Source organism: Cellulomonas composti (assembly GCF_007990245.1).
Classification (GTDB): Bacteria; Actinomycetota; Actinomycetes; order Actinomycetales; family Cellulomonadaceae; genus Cellulomonas; species Cellulomonas composti.
This window is the reverse complement of the sequence record NZ_BJWG01000001.1, coordinates 403,178-417,868: the sequence shown is the minus strand read 5'-3', so window position 1 is coordinate 417,868 and position 14,691 is coordinate 403,178. Positions and strand designations below refer to the sequence as shown.

Here is a 14,691-nt window from a genome sequence, read left to right as displayed (position 1 = left end):
TCGGCCCCAGCCCTCCGGCAGCCGTCTCGACCGGCGATGAAGGGGGCACCATGACCACCACGTTCGACCGGCTCGTCCTCGAGCCGCGCCGCACCGACACCCCGCGGGGGGCGCCCGCCCGGCCTCGCGAGACCGAGTCCGCGCAGAGCCCGTCGCTCGTCCTGCTCGTCCTGCTCGCGAGCGCCGGGATCGTCGTGTACGCCGCCTTCCTGCTCAACCCCGCCAACCGCGGCGACTGGCTGCCGTACGTGATGGTGATGGCGGCCGAGACCGTCCTGATCGTGCACGCGCTGCTGGCGATGTGGACCGTGCTGTCCGCGGGCCACGACCCGCGCGGGTTCGCGTTCCACCACGCGCAGGACCGGCTCTACGACGTCGCGAACATCGTCCGGGCGCGCGCCGAGGCCCGGCCGCACGACTGGACCATGTACCTCCGCGACCGCCCCGTGACGATCGACGTCTTCATCACGACGTACGGCGAGGACCTCGCGACGATCCGCCGCACCGTCTCCGCGGCGCTCGGGATGCAGGGCGAGCACCGCACGTGGGTGCTCGACGACGGTCGTAGCGACGAGGTGCGCGACCTGGCCGCCGAGCTGGGTGCCCGCTACGTGCGGCGGCTGTCCAGCAACGGCGCCAAGGCCGGCAACCTCAACCACGCGTTGTCGATCGCGAGCGGCGAGCTGTTCGTCGTCCTGGACGCGGACTTCGTCCCGCTGCCGACGTTCCTGCACGAGACCGTGCCGTTCTTCGCCAAGGACGACGTCGCGTTCGTCCAGACGCCGCAGACCTACGGCAACCTGCACACCGTCGTCTCCCAGGGCGCCGGGTACATGCAGGCGGTGTTCTACCGGTTCATCCAGCCGGGCCGGAACCGCTTCAACGCGGCGTTCTGCGTGGGCACCAACGTCGTGTTCCGACGAGCCGCGATCGACTCGGTCGGCGGCATCTACTCCGACTCGAAGTCGGAGGACGTCTGGACCTCGCTGATGCTGCACGAGAAGGGCTGGCGGACCGTCTACATCCCGCAGACGCTCGCGATCGGCGACACCCCGGAGACGATCGAGGCGTACTCCAAGCAGCAGCTGCGCTGGGCGACCGGCGGCTTCGAGATCATGCTCACGCACAACCCGATGTCCCGGAAGCACCCACTCACGCTCGACCAGCGGCTGCAGTACACCGTCACGGCGACGCACTACCTGACGGGGATCGCGCCGCTGCTCCTGCTGCTCGTGCCGCCGCTGCAGATCTACTTCGACCTGACGCCGATGAACCTCACGATCACGCCGCTGACGTGGGCGCTGTACTACGCGGGGTTCTACGTGCTGCAGATCGTGCTCGCGTTCTACACGCTCGGGTCGTTCCGCTGGCAGGTGCTGCTGCTCGCGTCCGTGTCGTTCCCGATCTACGTCAAGGCGCTCACGAACGCGGTGCTGCGCCGCGACCAGGCCTGGCACGTCACGGGTTCGAGGACGGCCTACCGCTCGCCGTTCGCGTTCATCGGCCCGCAGCTCATGTTCTTCGAGTTCCTCCTGCTCACGACGATCGTCGGGATCTGGAAGGACGTCTCCAACGGCTATCCCAGCCTCGCGCTGGCCTGGAACGCGACCAACACCCTCATCCTCGGTGGCTTCGTCCTCACCGCGTGGCGTGAGGCCCGCGTCGGGCGGCGCACCGCGCGCGAGGCGCAGCGCCTCGAACGGGCGCGCGGCCGACGCCGCGCCGAGAGCCCCGAGCTGTCCACCCCGATCGCAGGAGGTGCCGCATGACCTGGCGTATCCGGTTCCGGCTCCTGGCGGGCCTGCTCGTCGTCCTCGTCGTCGCCGCGCTGGCGACCTACCACGTCAACGTCCGGCGGGGGACCGCCGTGAGCGACTCCGCGCAGATCCTCGCGCAGTCCTACGTCGTCGGGACGCCGTACGCGGGCCTCGTCGTGGGCCAGCAGGTCGAGGTGGGCGACGAGGTGGTCGCGGGCGCCCCGCTGTTCGTCGTCGACTCCGCGTCGCTCGAGCGTGACCTCGCGGACGGCACCGTGAGCGCCGCGGGCGCGTCCACGACGATCGACGCGGACGGTGACCTCGTCATCCTCGCGACCGACGCCGGCGTCGTCACCGACGTCGCCGCGCAGGAGGGAACGTTCGTCTCGGCGGCCGACCACCTCGCGACCGTGCAGCGCGCCGGGACGCTCTACGTGCAGGCGGAGTACACGCTCTCGCCCAAGGAGTACGCGCGCGTCCCGCAGGACGCGACCGTGACGATCGAGCTGCCGAACTCGGCGACCGTGACCGGGCACGTCGAGCGCGTGCAGGTCACGACGGTCGCCGGGCAGGCCCAGGCCGTGGTCACGGTCGCGAGCGACGACCTCGAGGACGGCGGCCAGAACGGCCTCATGAACGCCGGCACGCCCGTGGTCGCAAGCCTCGCGCTGCGCAACGACGGGGTGGTGACGACCGTCTCCGACGCCGTGACGTCCTACGTGCGGGGGGTGCTCGGGTGACGGCCCGCCGCTGGAGGCCGGGCGCCGTGCTGGCGTCGACGGTGCTCGTCGGGATGCTCGTCGGGACGCTCGTCGCGTGCACGGCCTCCGGCGGTCCGGACCCGTCGGCCGCGACGGGCTCGACGGGTGAGCCGAGCCCCGCGGCGGGACCGCCCGACGCCGCGGTGCCCGACCTCGAGACGGCAGCGCTGGTCGCCGCCGTGCCCGAGCGCGCCGTCACGGACCTGCCGGCCGCGCGGGTCGCCGACGGTGTGGTGCCGCAGACGAACCGCTGGTACAGCGGCCTCGTCTTCGGTGACCAGCCCGTGTTCGCGCAGCCGCTGTCGTTCCAGCTCGACGGGCCCGGCTTCACGATCGGTCTGCCGCGGCCGGTCGCCACCGCCGCGACGATCGCGGGTTCGCACGTGCCGGCGCTGACCGTCGACGTCGGCGCCGCCGAGGCCGTGGTGACCGCGGCGGACCCCGTCGCCGTGACGATCGAGCTGCGCGACGACGCGGGGGACGCGCTGGGGTCGGTCGCGCTCGCGGAGGGCTCGCCGGTGGTGACCTTCACCGCCGCGCGCGCCGTCACCGTGCGCACCGCCGGGCCGCTCGTCGCGACGCCCGAGGGGCCCGCGACCGCGTCCGGCGACGAGGACAGCACCTCCTGGCAGCTCGTCGGACCCGGGTACGACGAGGGCGCCAGCGAGCTCGCCGCGGGAGACGTGGTCGGCTGGTACGCCCTGCCCGACGATGCCGCGGACGGAGCCGCCGTCGCGCTCGCGGACGCCGCGGCGCACCCGGTCGAGGGCGTCGACGTCACCTACGGCGTCGGCGACGTCGTGCGCACGACCCTGACCTACCGCACGACCGGCGGACCCGGCGCATACGTCCTCGCGCCGCACCAGCGCGCGGGCGAGCAGCCGGGGCGCACCGGCTGCGGGCTCGGCACCTACGCGAGCGTCGGCGGCGACCTCGAGCTGTGCGCGGGCAGCGCGCTGACCTCGTTCGCGCCACTCGTCGTGCCCGCCTCCGTACCCGAGGTCACCGCCGTGACGGCCGACGAGCGCACCGCGATGCTGACGGCGCTCGAGGCGGACGTGGCGGCCACCGATCCGTTCGGGTCGGACACCTACTTCGGCGGCAAGGCGCTGTTCCGGGCCGCGACGCTCGTCGTGCTCGGCGAGGAGCTGGGTGCGCCCGCGGAGGTCGCCGACCTGCGCGAACGCACGTCCGCCGCATTGCGCGAGTGGGCGCAGCCCGACGGGTGCGAGCAGCGCGACGCCCGTTGTGTCGTGTACGACGAGGGTGCGCGCTCGGCGCTCGGGCTCACGCCGTCGTTCGGCTCCGACCAGCTCAACGACCACCACTTCCACTACGGGTACCTGCTCGCCGCGGCGGGCCTGCTGGGCGCGGGTGATCGGGCGCTCACGGCCGACCTGGCTCCGGTGCTGGACCTGCTCGCGGCCGACATCGCCGCGGCGACCCCGAGCGAGGCGCTGCCACAGCTGCGCTCGTTCGACCCGTACGCGGGGCACTCGTGGGCGTCCGGCACCGCGCCGTTCGCCGACGGCAACAACCAGGAGTCCAGCTCCGAGGCCGTCAACGCGTGGAACGGGCTCGCGCTGTGGGCCGCCGCCTCCGGGCAGGACGACCTCGCGACGCAGGCGACCTGGATGCTGTCCACCGAGTCGGCCGCGGCCCGCGCGTACTGGACCGCACCGGACCTGGGCGCGTTCACCGGGTACGAGCACGAGATCGTGTCGCTCGTCTGGGGCGGCAAGCGCGACTGGGCCACGTGGTTCAGCCCCGACCCGGACGCGATCCTCGGCATCCAGCTTCTGCCGATGGGGCCGGCGCAGCGTGCGCTCGCGACCGACGTGCCGCCCGAGCGGATCCGCGCGGCCGTGCAGGAGGCGACGCCGAACGGGTTCGACGTCCCGTTCGGCGGCTACGTCCTGGCGTACCTGTCGCTGGCAGGGGAGCAGGACGCCGCGCAGGCCTGGGACGCGTTGCTCTCGCTGCCCGACGACGCGATCGACGACGGCACGTCGCGGACCGCGCTGCTCGCGTTCGTCGCGGGCGGGTAGCTACGCCTCGTCGACCGTGCGGTCGCCCGTGCGATCGACCGTGCGGTCGACCGGTTCGGCAGCCCGCTCGTCGGACGACGCGGCCTCGCGCGAGGCCTGGCGGGCGGGGAACGCGGCGACGAGCCGGGCGACGATGGTCACGAGGTACACCTGCGCGACGAGCGCCTCGAACGTCGCCAGGCCGCGGCCCGCGTTCGTCGCGGCGGTCAGGTCGCCGTAGCCCAGCGTCGTGAGCGTGGTGAACGAGAAGTAGTGCAGCGCGGGCCCGTCGGCGAGCTCGCCGTCGGCGAAGAACTCGCCGCCCTGCAGCCAGGTCGCGACGCCGAAGACGTTCGAGAACAGCATGCCGAGCAGCAGGTACCCGGACAGCGCGGCGGCGATCGAGTGCAGCGTCACGGACGTCCGCGACAGCACCCGGTCGAGCACGATGACGAGCGTGACCAGCAGCACGACCGCGAGCACGGCGTCGGTGACCCCCCGCGCGGCCTCGTCGTCCAGCAGCGCGAGCGACAGCCCGCTGGCGATGAGCCCGAGCACGATCACGACGCGGATGGTCAGGGCCAGGCGCGGACCCGGCTGCGACGTGCGCACCGCGAGCGCGAGCGCGCCGCACTGCAGCACCACGACGAGGACCTGCACCCACGGCTGCGTCGAGAACACGAACAGGACGTAGGACGCGGTCAGGAGCGCGAGGACGTAGCCGTAGTCGTCGGGAGCCGCGCGCCGGACGCGTGCCACGATGCGCGCCCGCGAGGGCGGCCCGGAGCCGTCCCGCGCGGGCTCGGTGTCGTCGGTGGTCATGGCGCCTCCCGCGTCACTCGTCCGGGGGGAGGCTACCGCTCAGGTGCGCTCCCAGGACGCGACCGGGCCGGGGGCGACGACGAACGACGGGTGCGCGCGCACGGTCGCGGCGCGCAGCCGAGCCGCGTCGGCCGGGCTGCGCGCGTCGAGCTTCGCGAGCAGGTGCGCGACCTCGTGGTCGAGCTGGCCCGTCGTCACGACGAGCCGGACGAGGTCGACGCCCGCGGGCAGCGGGCGGGCGATCCGCGTCCGGTCGAAGCGGTACCCGCGCGCGTCGGCCTCGGCCGCGAGCCCGGCGAGGTAGCCCGCGATCGCGAGCAGCGGGTCGGGTGCCGCGCGGAACCGCTCGAGCTGCGGATGGCGACCGTAGCCGCCGGTGGGGTGGTGCAGCGCGCGCTGCGCGAGCAGCGACTCACGCCAGCACGCGACCAGGCCGATCCGGTCGAGATGCTCCGGGTGCAACGACCACAGCCGCACGTCAGGCCATCGCCGAGACGATCAGGCCCTGCGTGATCGCGAAGCCCGCGAGCAGGTTGAGCCACAGGAACCGACGCCAGCCGCGGTGGGCGTCCTCGCAGTTCTCGTCGGACAGGTGCCGGAACGGAGCGACGGATGCGAGGTACGCGAGCGGGACGACGGCCGCGAGCGCGACGGGCCGGCCCGCGGTGAGCAGGAGCAGCGCCGCGAGCGCGTACCCCAGCATCGCGAGCCGCACGGTCCGGCGGGCGCCGAGCGCGGTCGCGACGGACCCGATGCCCGCACCGCGGTCCGCCGTGACGTCCTGCACCGCACCGAACGCGTGCGACGCGCACGCCCACGCGAAGAACGCGAGCAGCGTCGCGACGACGGGCCACGACGCGTGCGCGCCGGCCAGCACCGCGCCGTACACGGCGGGTCCGACGAAGTGCGTCGCGGAGGTCGCCGAGTCGAGGCCCGGCCGTTCCTTGAACCGCAGCCGCGGCGCCGAGTACGCGACGACCGCCGCGACGCACACCGCCAGGACGGCCCCCGCCGCCGGTCCGCCGAGCGCGAGCAGCACGACGACGAACGGCAGGTTGGTCACGGTCGCCGCGACAAGGGTGGTCCGGTGCCAGCGCGTGTCGAGCACGACACCCTCGACGCCGCCCTTGCGGGGGTTGGCGACGTCGGAGGCGTGGTCCACGACGTCGTTCAGCCCGTACATCAGCAGGTTGTAGGGCACAAGGAAGTACAACGTGCCGACGACGAGCCGGACGTCGAGGCCGCCGCCCGCGAGCAGGTAGGCGGCCGCGAACGGGTACGCCGTGTCGATCCAGCTCAGCGGTCGCGAGGACCCGACGACCTGGCGCAGACCGGCCCACGCGTCGCGCCGCGCGCGTCGGGGTTCGTCCAGGGTGCGCTCGGGGGCCGCGGCGGTCATCCCCGGGCTCCCGTCGGTGCGTCCGCGCGGGTGGGCGCCGCTCCGGAGGACGGGTCGAGCAGCGTGCGCAGCGACGGGAGCAGCAGCGCGGCGACCAGCGGCCAGGCGAGGTCCTCGATCGGCGCGAGCCACACGTGCGGTCCCAGGAGCTCCTCGGGCGCGTAGCGGTAGAGGTCCGCGCCCACCATGAGGCTGTCCGCGACGACGGTGAGAGCCACCAGGACGAGCGCCGTCCACGCGGTCGGCACCAGGAGCCCCGCGGCGGATCGACCGCGGCGGGTCTCGACCACCACGGCGGTGGTCGTCACGGCGGCGGCGGCGGCCACCGCCAGCAGGGCCAGCGTCGCGTACGTCATGCCTCCACCGCAGCCCTCGTCGTGGTGGTCGGTGGACGTCGCGTCGTCGCGCTCGTCGTCGGGTGCTCCCGTGGTGCGCGCACGCGACGAACCAGCGCGTCCACGACGAGCGTGAGGTGGCACAGGAACGTCACGAACACGACCTCCTCGAGCGGCAGATGGGGGAGCAGCTCGATCCTGACCATGAGGTCGGGTGCACCGCGGCCGTAGTAGCCGGCCGCGATCGCGACGAGGTCCCACGCGAGGAACAGGACGACCCCGGCTCCGACGACGAGCGCCGCCGTCCGTCGCGAGCGCCGGGCGGGCACACCGAGCGCGAGCCGCCACCGCACGTCGAGCACGGTGACGCCCGCCCAGGACGCGAGCAGGCACGCGAGGTACAGCCCGTTCATGCGATCACCGCACGCTGGTCGAGCGGGTGCTGCTCGCGAGGGTGCAGTTCGAGCGGGTGCTGCTCGTGAGGGTGCGGTTCGAGCGGGTGCGGCGAGGCGTCGCCGCGCAGGCGTTTGACGGCGAGCTCGGCACTGATCAGGCACATCGGCAGCCCGATGCCCGGGATCGTGGAGCCGCCCGCGTAGAGCAGACCGTCGACGTGCGCGGACGCGTTGCGGCCCCGCAGCATCGCGCTCTGGCGCAGGGTGTGCGCGGGTCCGAGCGCGCCGCCCGACCACGACGACAGGTCGCGCGCGAAGTCGGCCGGGCCGACGGTCCTGCGCACGACGATCCGGGACGCGAGGTCCGGCACGCCGGCCCACCGCGAGATCGCGGCGATCGCCTCGTCCGCGACCTGCTCCACCACCGGGTCGCCGCCGCCGTCGAGGCCACCGGACCCGATCGCGGTCTGCGCGGGGACGGGCACGAGCACGAACAGGTTCTCGTGGTCGGGCGGAGCGACGCCGGGGTCGGTGCGCGACGGCGCGCAGACGTACATCGACGCGGGCGACGGCACGCGGGGCCGCGGGCCGAGGATGGCGTCGAAGTTCGTCCGCCAGTCCCGGGTGAAGAACATCGTGTGGTGCGTGAGCTGGGGCACGCGGCCGCGCACGCCGAGATGCACCAGAACGGCGCCGGGCCCGGGGTCGCGGCGGCGCCACCACCGCTCCGGATAGGTCCGCAGCGGTGCGGGCACGAGCCGGGTCTCCAGGTCGTGCAGGTCGCCCGCACCCAGCACGACGTCGGCGGGGATCACCCACGAGCGCCCGCCGGCGGCGACCTCGACGCCTGTGACGTGCGCGCGACCGTTCGAGGTGCGCGTGCAGATCCCGGTGGCCTGCGTCGAGGTGTGCACCACCACGCCCGTCCGCCGCGCGCAGCGCGCGACCGCGTCGATGACCGTGCCGAACCCGCCCCGCGGGTAGAGCACGCCCGTGGTGAGGTCGGCGTGGCTCATGAGGTGGTAGAGCGCCGGTGCGCGGTCCGGCGCCGTGCCCAGGAACACCGCGGGGTACCCGAGCACCTGCCGCAGCAGCGGATCGGAGAACCGCCGCCCGATGAACCGTTCGAGCGAGGTCCCGAGCAGCCGCGCGAGCGTGGGTGCGCGTCGCAGCAGCTCGGCGTCGAGCAGCGCCGACGGCGAGGCCCACGTGCGGTAGAGGAACTCGCGCACCGCGAGGTCGTAGGTCTCGCCCGCGGACGCGAGGTAGGCGTCGAGCCGCTCGCCCGCGCCGGGTTCGCGCGCCTCGAACAGCTCGCGCGCGTGCCCGGTCCGCACGTCGAGCGCCTCGGCGGTACCCGGTCCCGACGAGGGTTCGCGCAGCACCCGGTAGGCGGGGTCGAGCGCGACGAGGTCGAGCTCGGCCGCCGCGCTCGTGCCGCACAGCCGGAAGAAGTGGTCGAACACCTCGGGCATGAGGTACCACGACGGCCCGAGGTCGAACGTGAACCCCGCGTGCCGCCAGGTCGCGGCCCGGCCGCCGACGGCGTCCTGCTGCTCGACGACCTCGACGACGTAGCCCTCGCGCGCGAGCAGCGCCGCACCCGCGAGCCCGGCGATGCCCGCGCCGATCACGACCGCCCGGCGCGTCACGACCGGCCCGCCGGCAGCAGCGTGCGCGCGACGACCAGGGCCTTGGCCGGTGCCGGGACGCGGACCCGCCCCCGCGCGATGGCCTGTGCCGGTGTCGCGCGCAGGCGGTGCGAGAGCGCCGCGAACAACCCGTGCGCGGCACGGACCGCGCGCCGGCTCGAGGGCGGCAGCGCCGCGATCGCGCGCGCCGCGGTCGCGAGGTCGTCGTCCACCTCGTCGAGGACCGCGTCGCGCTGCCGGTCGGTGAGGTGGTCCGGGTCGACGTCCGGCACGTACACACGGCCGAGGTCGTCACGGTCCGCGGCGAGGTCGCGCAGGAAGTTGACCTGCTGGAACGCGGCCCCCAGCCGCCGCGCCCCGGGCGCCAACCGCTCGTACCCGTCGCGCCGCAGCTCGTCGTCCGCATCGGGCGCCCCGACGAACACGCGCAGGCACATCAGGCCGACGACCTCGGCCGAGCCGTGCACGTAGCGGTCGTAGGAGGCGTCGTCGTGGCTCGCACGGTCCAGGTCCGTGCGCATCGACGCGAAGAACGGCGCGACCAGGTCGGCCGTGATGGCGTGCTCGCGGGCCGCGAGCGCGAACGCGTGCACCACCAGGTCGGTCGAGAAGCCGGTGCCCATCGCCTCGAGCGTCGCGGCCTCGAGCGCGTCCAGGTGCCGTCGCCGCTGCGCCGCCGTGAGCGGCAGGTCGGGTGCGTCGACCACCTCGTCGGCGACCCGCACCAGCGCGTAGATCGCCCGCACGTGGGTGCGCACGGGCTCGTGCAGCAGTCGGCAGGCGCGCGCGAACGACGTCGAGTACTGCTCGACGACGGTTGCGGCCGCGTGCCGGGCCGCCGCGTCGTATCCCGAGCGCCCGCCGTGCGCCGCCGGTGTCCCGGTGCCGCTCATGCGGCACGCTCGACGAGCGTGGCGACCGGACCGAGCACCGCGACGAGCAGCTCGTCGGGCAGCCCCGCCCGGGCGGCGAGGTCGCGTGCCGCGCCCAGGTGGGCGGCCGCGAGCTCGGCGACGAAGGCGCGCGCGCCGCAGTCCTCGAGCGCGCGACGCACCGCGCCCGCCTGCGCGGTCGAGAGGTCCGGGTCGCCAAGGTGCGGTTCGATGCGTGTCCACCACGGCGTCGTGGCCGCGTGTGCGACGAGCGCCGTGACCTTGCCCTCGCGCAGGTCGCCGAGCGCGCTCTTCCCGGTCACCCGGGGGTCGCCGAAGACGCCGACCAGGTCGTCCTGGAGCTGGAACGCGACGCCCGCGAGTCGGCCGAGCTCGTCGAGCCGCACGAGCGCCGTGTCGTCGGCGCCCGCAAGGAGCGCGCCCGCCCGTAGCGGCAGGCAGAACGAGTACGCGGCGGTCTTGAGGTGGGTCACGGCGAGCGTCTCGGCCAGGTCGGGTCGTTCGAGGCGTAGCGCAAGGCGCACGTCGCGCAGCTCGCCCGCCGCAGACGCCGTCACCGCCTCGTCGAGCAGGTCGAGCAGCCGCGCGACGACCGGCGCCGGCGCGGGCGTGGTCGCGAACCCACGTGCGGCGGCGACGAGCGCGAGATCGCCCGCGAGGATGCCCGCGGCCCGCGCGTAGTCGTCGGCCGGTCCGCCGGCCGCACCCGCGCCCCGCGCGCGCCGGGCGAAGGTCCCGACGACGTTCGGCCGGCCGCGGCGCACCTCGTCGTGGTCGATCACGTCGTCGTGCATGACGAACGCCCCGTGCAGGAGCTCGACCGCCTCGCCGACGTGGGCGGCCGGTGCAGGGTCGGTACCGCCGTAGGCGCGGTAGGCGGCCGCGACGAGCGCGGGCCGCAGGCGACGCCCGCCGCTGCAGGCCGCCGCCATGGCCTCGCGCAGCGCGGGCAGCTCGGCGTCGCCGGCCGAAGGTGCGTGCACGGCGGCTCTCTCGTCCGATCTGCTGGTCGATCTGCCCGTCGATCTGTCTGTCGATCGACCCGTCGAGGTGGCGGTCGGGGTGGCGGTCGCGGTCATGCGCCGACCGCCGTCGGTCGCTCGTCGAGCTCGGCGAGGCACGCGACCTGCGCGACGAGCCACGGGCTGAAGGCCCACGGTGCGGCGGTGACCGCGCGGCCGAGGTCCTCGGCGTCGACCCACTGGATCTGCGCGACCTCGTCGGGATCGGCGGCCACCGGTCCGGCGGCACGCGCGAACCAGACCGGGCACTCCTCGTGCTCGACCATGCCCGAGTCGTCGACCGCGCGGTAGCGGAAGCTCGGCAGCACCAGCGTCAGCTCGACGAGCTCGAGGCCGAGCTCTTCGCGGCCCCGCCGGCGCACGGCATCCGCCGGGGCCTCGCCGGGCCGGGGGTGCCCGCAGAAGGCGTTGGTCCAGACGCCGGGCCAGGTGCGCTTGGTCGGCGCGCGGCGCGTGACCAGCACGCGGCCGTCGTCGTCGAGCACGTAGCAGGAGAACGCGAGGTGCAGAGGAGTGTGCCGCCCGTGCACCTCGGCCCGTGGCGCGGCGCCGCTCGCGCGGCCCTCGTCGTCCAGCAGCACGACGTGATCCTCGACGGTCATGACCATCCAATCGCTAGCCTGGCTAGTAACATTCGGGACTAGTATCCGCGATGTGACGCCATACGCAAGCCCTCCCGACGAAGTGGCAGGCGAGCCCGCCGTGACACCGGGGTACTGGTACGACGACGACGGTTCCCGCGAGGTCCTGGAGTCCGTCCGCCGCTTCCGGCGCGCCGACCAGGCGATGCGCCGCCGCATCGCGTCGGGGATGTCGATGAACGAGACCGACCTGCACGCGCTGCAGATCCTTGTCGCGGCCGAGGGGGAGCCCGCGTCCGTCAGCCCGCGCGACCTGGCCCGCGCGCTCGCGATCTCGACGGCCTCCACGACCAAGCTGCTCGACCGGCTCGAGGCGTCGGGTCACCTGCGACGCACCCCGCACCCGCGCGACCGTCGCGGGATCGTCGTGGTGGCCACCGCGCACGCGCACGAGGAGATCCGCGAGCGCCTCACCCGGATGCACCAGGAGATGGCCGAGGTCGCGGCCCGGATCCCGCCCGAGGCGCGTGAGCCGGTGCGCCGGTTCCTCGAGGAGCTCGCCGACCTGCTCGACCGGCACGGCGACGTCGCACCGCTCACACCGGCACGGTGAAGGGCGCATCCACCCCTGGTCGGACGACCGTCGCCGTATCGTCAACCCACGGTGTGCCGACATTCACAGCGATGTGGTACTGCAAAACGGGGTGACACCGCCCCCGGCAACGCTAACCTTCGTCACAGCGGACCAGGGCGACGCCCCGATCCGACGCATCAGGGGGCGGCGACCCGATCGGGTCGGCGGCATGCGGAAGGGGACGAGTGTGACGCTGGACGAAGCGGCTCCGCCGCGGCTGCGGCGTTCCCGCGGCGAGATGCTGCGGGAACTCGGTCTCGTGGTGGGCCTGTACATGGCGTACAGCGCGACCCGCCTCGCGGCGAGCGGCTCGTGGGACGTGGCCAAGGCGCACGCCCGCGGGATCCTGGGCTTCGAGCGGTGGCTCGGCATCGACGTGGAGCACTCGCTCAACCACGCCCTCGCGCAGCACACGTCGCTCGAGGTCCTCTCGTCGTACTGGTACCAGAGTGCGCACTTCCTCGTGACGCCCACGCTGCTCGTCGTGCTCTTCTTCCGACGACCCACCGTCTACAAGCCGGCGCGCACCGCGCTCATCGCGGCGACCGTGCTCGCGCTGTTCGGCTACTTCTTCTTCCCGACCGCGCCGCCGCGTCTGCTCGGCGAGTACGTCGACACCGTCTCCGAGAGCGCGGCCTACGGCTGGTGGCCGACCGCCGAGCAACAGGCCGCGAGCGGCGCGAACTCGGTGACGAACCAGGTCGCCGCGATGCCGTCGATGCATGTCGGCTGGGCGCTGTGGGTCAGCCTCGTGCTCGCGGTGCTCGCACGTCGCACGTGGCTCAAGATCGCGGCGTTCGGCTACGTCACGACGACCGCGCTCGTCGTGACCGTGACCGGCAACCACTGGGTGCTCGACGCCGTCGCGGGCGCCGGGCTCGTGCTCGTCGTCTCGTGGGTGTGTGCGCGCTCCTACGGGCTGTGGCCACGCCGCGAACCCGCCGCCGCCGAGCGGACGCCGACCTTCGCGACCGCCGACGACGAGCCGTTCGCGCTCGCCTCGAGCGTCGAGCCGCCGCCCGAGCTCGACTCGGACGCGTCGCGCGACTGACCGCCGCTCCCAGGACGCCGCCGTCGGTGGCCTCACCCTGGCTGTTGGCCCCACGCGGCCCCCGGATCGCATAGCGTGTCCGGCGACCGCGGGTTCGCCCGTGGCTGGACTCGAGGAGGAGCGATGACCGAACCCGCACCGCTGCAGCCGCCCGCTCTTGCGGCACCGCTCGCGCTCGAGGCGCCTGCGCCGCTCGCGCCCGTCGCCGCGACCCAGGCACCCGCCATGGCGCCGCGCGTCGACCCCGCGGTGCTGCCCGGGCTCGACGCGAAGGTCGCGGCCTACCTCGACGGCCTGGCCTCCGCACAGGCGGGTTCGCCGGAGTTCGCCTCGAAGGCCGAGGACGTCCGCACGATGGGCGACGCCGAGATCCGGGCCGCGGCGGACACGTCGAACCGCCTGCTTCAGATGCCGGTCAAGGAGCTGCGTGACGGCGGCGTCTCGGGCACCTCGCAGGTCTCCAGCTCGCTGCTCGACCTGCGCCGCACGGTCGAGTCGCTCGACCCCAGCGAGGCGAGCCTGGGCAAGAAGCTGCTCGGCCTGATCCCGTTCGGTGACTCGCTGACCGACTACTTCCGTCGGTACGAGAGCGCGCAGAAGCAGATCGACGCGATCGTGCGGGCCCTCTACAACGGCCAGGACGAGCTGCGCAAGGACAACGCTGCGCTCAACCTCGAGAAGCAGCACCTGTGGACCACGATGACGCGGCTCAACCAGTACGTGTACGTCGCCGAACAGCTCGACACCCAGCTCGCGACGACGATCGCGCAGCTCGAGTCGACCGACCCGCAGCGCGCCAAGTCGCTGCGCGAGGACGTGCAGTTCTACGTGCGCCAGAAGCACCAGGACCTGCTCACGCAGCTCGCGGTCTCGATCCAGGGCTACCTCGCGATCGACATCATCCTCAAGAACAACGTCGAGCTCATCAAGGGCGTCGACCGCGCGACGACGACGACGGTCGCGGCGCTGCGCACCGCGGTGCTCGTCGCGCAGGCGCTCAACAACCAGAAGCTCGTGCTCGACCAGATCACGGCGCTCAACCAGACCACCACCGGGATGATCGCCTCGACGTCGAAGCTGCTCAAGGACCAGTCGGTCCAGATCCAGGAGCAGGCCGCGAGCTCGACGATCGGCCTGCCGCAGCTGCAGCAGGCGTTCAGCGACATCTACTCGACGATGGACGCGATCGACACGTTCAAGGTGAAGGCGCTCGACTCGATGGCCCAGACCATCGGCGTGCTCGAGACCGAGACCACCAAGGCGCGGTCCTACCTGGACCGCGTGCAGCGATCGGACCGCACGGGTGCGGCGACCGGCTCGCTCGAGCTGGGTGGCTGACCCGCACCCGCGGGCCGGCCGCAC

Annotated in this window: 15 protein-coding genes; 6 read left to right on the top strand and 9 right to left on the bottom strand. The window is 73.7% G+C overall.

What is annotated here, in order from left to right; genetic code table 11:
• Positions 1-50: 50 nt before the first annotated feature.
• Genes CCO02nite_RS01935 through CCO02nite_RS01925 form a run of 3 tightly spaced genes read left to right on the top strand, consistent with a single transcriptional unit; the run spans position 51 to position 4,566 of the window.
• Positions 51-1,769, top strand: a complete 1,719-nt coding sequence (locus CCO02nite_RS01935) for a glycosyltransferase family 2 protein (protein WP_146841321.1) — start codon at positions 51-53, stop codon at positions 1,767-1,769.
• Complete coding sequence (locus CCO02nite_RS01930; RefSeq protein ID WP_146841320.1) at positions 1,766-2,497, top strand: efflux RND transporter periplasmic adaptor subunit; 732 nt, start codon at positions 1,766-1,768, stop codon at positions 2,495-2,497. The genes CCO02nite_RS01935 and CCO02nite_RS01930 overlap by 4 nt, the downstream gene beginning before the upstream one ends.
• Positions 2,498-2,523: 26 nt before the next feature.
• Positions 2,524-4,566: a glycosyl hydrolase gene (locus CCO02nite_RS01925; protein ID WP_246117268.1), complete on the top strand. Its 2,043-nt coding sequence runs from the start codon at positions 2,524-2,526 to the stop codon at positions 4,564-4,566.
• Here CCO02nite_RS01925 and CCO02nite_RS01920 read toward each other — a convergent pair whose 3' ends face one another.
• The 9 genes from CCO02nite_RS01920 to idi all read right to left on the bottom strand — a co-directional run bounded on the left by CCO02nite_RS01920 (position 4,567) and on the right by idi (position 11,665).
• Complete coding sequence (locus CCO02nite_RS01920) at positions 4,567-5,367, bottom strand: potassium channel family protein (RefSeq protein WP_146841319.1); 801 nt, start codon at positions 5,365-5,367, stop codon at positions 4,567-4,569.
• Positions 5,368-5,406: 39 nt separating this feature from the next.
• On the bottom strand, positions 5,407-5,844 hold the full coding sequence (locus CCO02nite_RS01915; protein WP_146841318.1) for a pyrimidine dimer DNA glycosylase/endonuclease V: 438 nt from the start codon (positions 5,842-5,844) through the stop codon (positions 5,407-5,409).
• Between the two features lies 1 nt (position 5,845).
• On the bottom strand, positions 5,846-6,766 hold the full coding sequence (locus CCO02nite_RS01910; protein ID WP_146841317.1) for a prenyltransferase: 921 nt from the start codon (positions 6,764-6,766) through the stop codon (positions 5,846-5,848).
• A complete protein-coding gene (locus tag CCO02nite_RS01905; RefSeq protein ID WP_146841316.1) occupies positions 6,763-7,122 on the bottom strand; it encodes a lycopene cyclase in 360 nt (119 codons plus the stop codon). The genes CCO02nite_RS01910 and CCO02nite_RS01905 overlap by 4 nt, the downstream gene beginning before the upstream one ends.
• Positions 7,119-7,514, bottom strand: coding sequence for a lycopene cyclase domain-containing protein (locus CCO02nite_RS01900; RefSeq protein WP_246117267.1), 396 nt, complete (start codon positions 7,512-7,514; stop codon positions 7,119-7,121). The genes CCO02nite_RS01905 and CCO02nite_RS01900 overlap by 4 nt, the downstream gene beginning before the upstream one ends.
• Positions 7,511-9,148, bottom strand: coding sequence for a phytoene desaturase family protein (gene crtI / locus CCO02nite_RS01895; RefSeq protein ID WP_146841315.1), 1,638 nt, complete (start codon positions 9,146-9,148; stop codon positions 7,511-7,513). The genes CCO02nite_RS01900 and crtI overlap by 4 nt, the downstream gene beginning before the upstream one ends.
• A complete protein-coding gene (locus CCO02nite_RS01890) occupies positions 9,145-10,041 on the bottom strand; it encodes a phytoene/squalene synthase family protein (RefSeq protein ID WP_146841314.1) in 897 nt (298 codons plus the stop codon). Before CCO02nite_RS01890 ends, crtI begins: the two co-directional genes overlap by 4 nt.
• Positions 10,038-11,024 carry a polyprenyl synthetase family protein gene (locus tag CCO02nite_RS01885; RefSeq protein ID WP_246117266.1) on the bottom strand — a complete coding sequence of 329 codons (987 nt, stop codon included), beginning with the start codon at positions 11,022-11,024 and terminating at the stop codon, positions 10,038-10,040. Before CCO02nite_RS01885 ends, CCO02nite_RS01890 begins: the two co-directional genes overlap by 4 nt.
• Before the next feature lie 92 nt (positions 11,025-11,116).
• Positions 11,117-11,665 (bottom strand): isopentenyl-diphosphate Delta-isomerase, encoded by a 549-nt coding sequence (gene idi, locus CCO02nite_RS01880; protein ID WP_371862464.1) that lies wholly within the window; start codon positions 11,663-11,665, stop codon positions 11,117-11,119.
• Between the two features lie 52 nt (positions 11,666-11,717).
• On the opposite strand from idi, the gene CCO02nite_RS01875 reads away from it, so the two are divergent.
• The 3 genes from CCO02nite_RS01875 to CCO02nite_RS01865 all read left to right on the top strand — a co-directional run bounded on the left by CCO02nite_RS01875 (position 11,718) and on the right by CCO02nite_RS01865 (position 14,667).
• On the top strand, positions 11,718-12,257 hold the full coding sequence (locus CCO02nite_RS01875; RefSeq protein WP_246117265.1) for a MarR family winged helix-turn-helix transcriptional regulator: 540 nt from the start codon (positions 11,718-11,720) through the stop codon (positions 12,255-12,257).
• A gap of 208 nt (positions 12,258-12,465) precedes the next feature.
• A complete protein-coding gene (locus CCO02nite_RS01870) occupies positions 12,466-13,329 on the top strand; it encodes a phosphatase PAP2 family protein (protein ID WP_186812544.1) in 864 nt (287 codons plus the stop codon).
• 123 nt (positions 13,330-13,452) lie between these two features.
• Positions 13,453-14,667: a toxic anion resistance protein gene (locus tag CCO02nite_RS01865; protein ID WP_146841309.1), complete on the top strand. Its 1,215-nt coding sequence runs from the start codon at positions 13,453-13,455 to the stop codon at positions 14,665-14,667.
• Positions 14,668-14,691 lie beyond the last annotated feature (24 nt).

Coding starts and splice junctions, on each gene's coding strand:
- CCO02nite_RS01930 (WP_146841320.1), top strand. CDS start 1,766: ATGACCTGGCGTATCCGGTTCCGGCTCCTGGCGGGCCTGCTCGTCGTC.
- idi (WP_371862464.1), bottom strand. CDS start 11,665: ATGACCGTCGAGGATCACGTCGTGCTGCTGGACGACGAGGGCCGCGCG.
- CCO02nite_RS01920 (WP_146841319.1), bottom strand. CDS start 5,367: ATGACCACCGACGACACCGAGCCCGCGCGGGACGGCTCCGGGCCGCCC.
- CCO02nite_RS01865 (WP_146841309.1), top strand. CDS start 13,453: ATGACCGAACCCGCACCGCTGCAGCCGCCCGCTCTTGCGGCACCGCTC.
- CCO02nite_RS01935 (WP_146841321.1), top strand. CDS start 51: ATGACCACCACGTTCGACCGGCTCGTCCTCGAGCCGCGCCGCACCGAC.
- CCO02nite_RS01910 (WP_146841317.1), bottom strand. CDS start 6,766: ATGACCGCCGCGGCCCCCGAGCGCACCCTGGACGAACCCCGACGCGCG.
- CCO02nite_RS01900 (WP_246117267.1), bottom strand. CDS start 7,514: ATGAACGGGCTGTACCTCGCGTGCCTGCTCGCGTCCTGGGCGGGCGTC.
- CCO02nite_RS01905 (WP_146841316.1), bottom strand. CDS start 7,122: ATGACGTACGCGACGCTGGCCCTGCTGGCGGTGGCCGCCGCCGCCGCC.
- CCO02nite_RS01890 (WP_146841314.1), bottom strand. CDS start 10,041: ATGAGCGGCACCGGGACACCGGCGGCGCACGGCGGGCGCTCGGGATAC.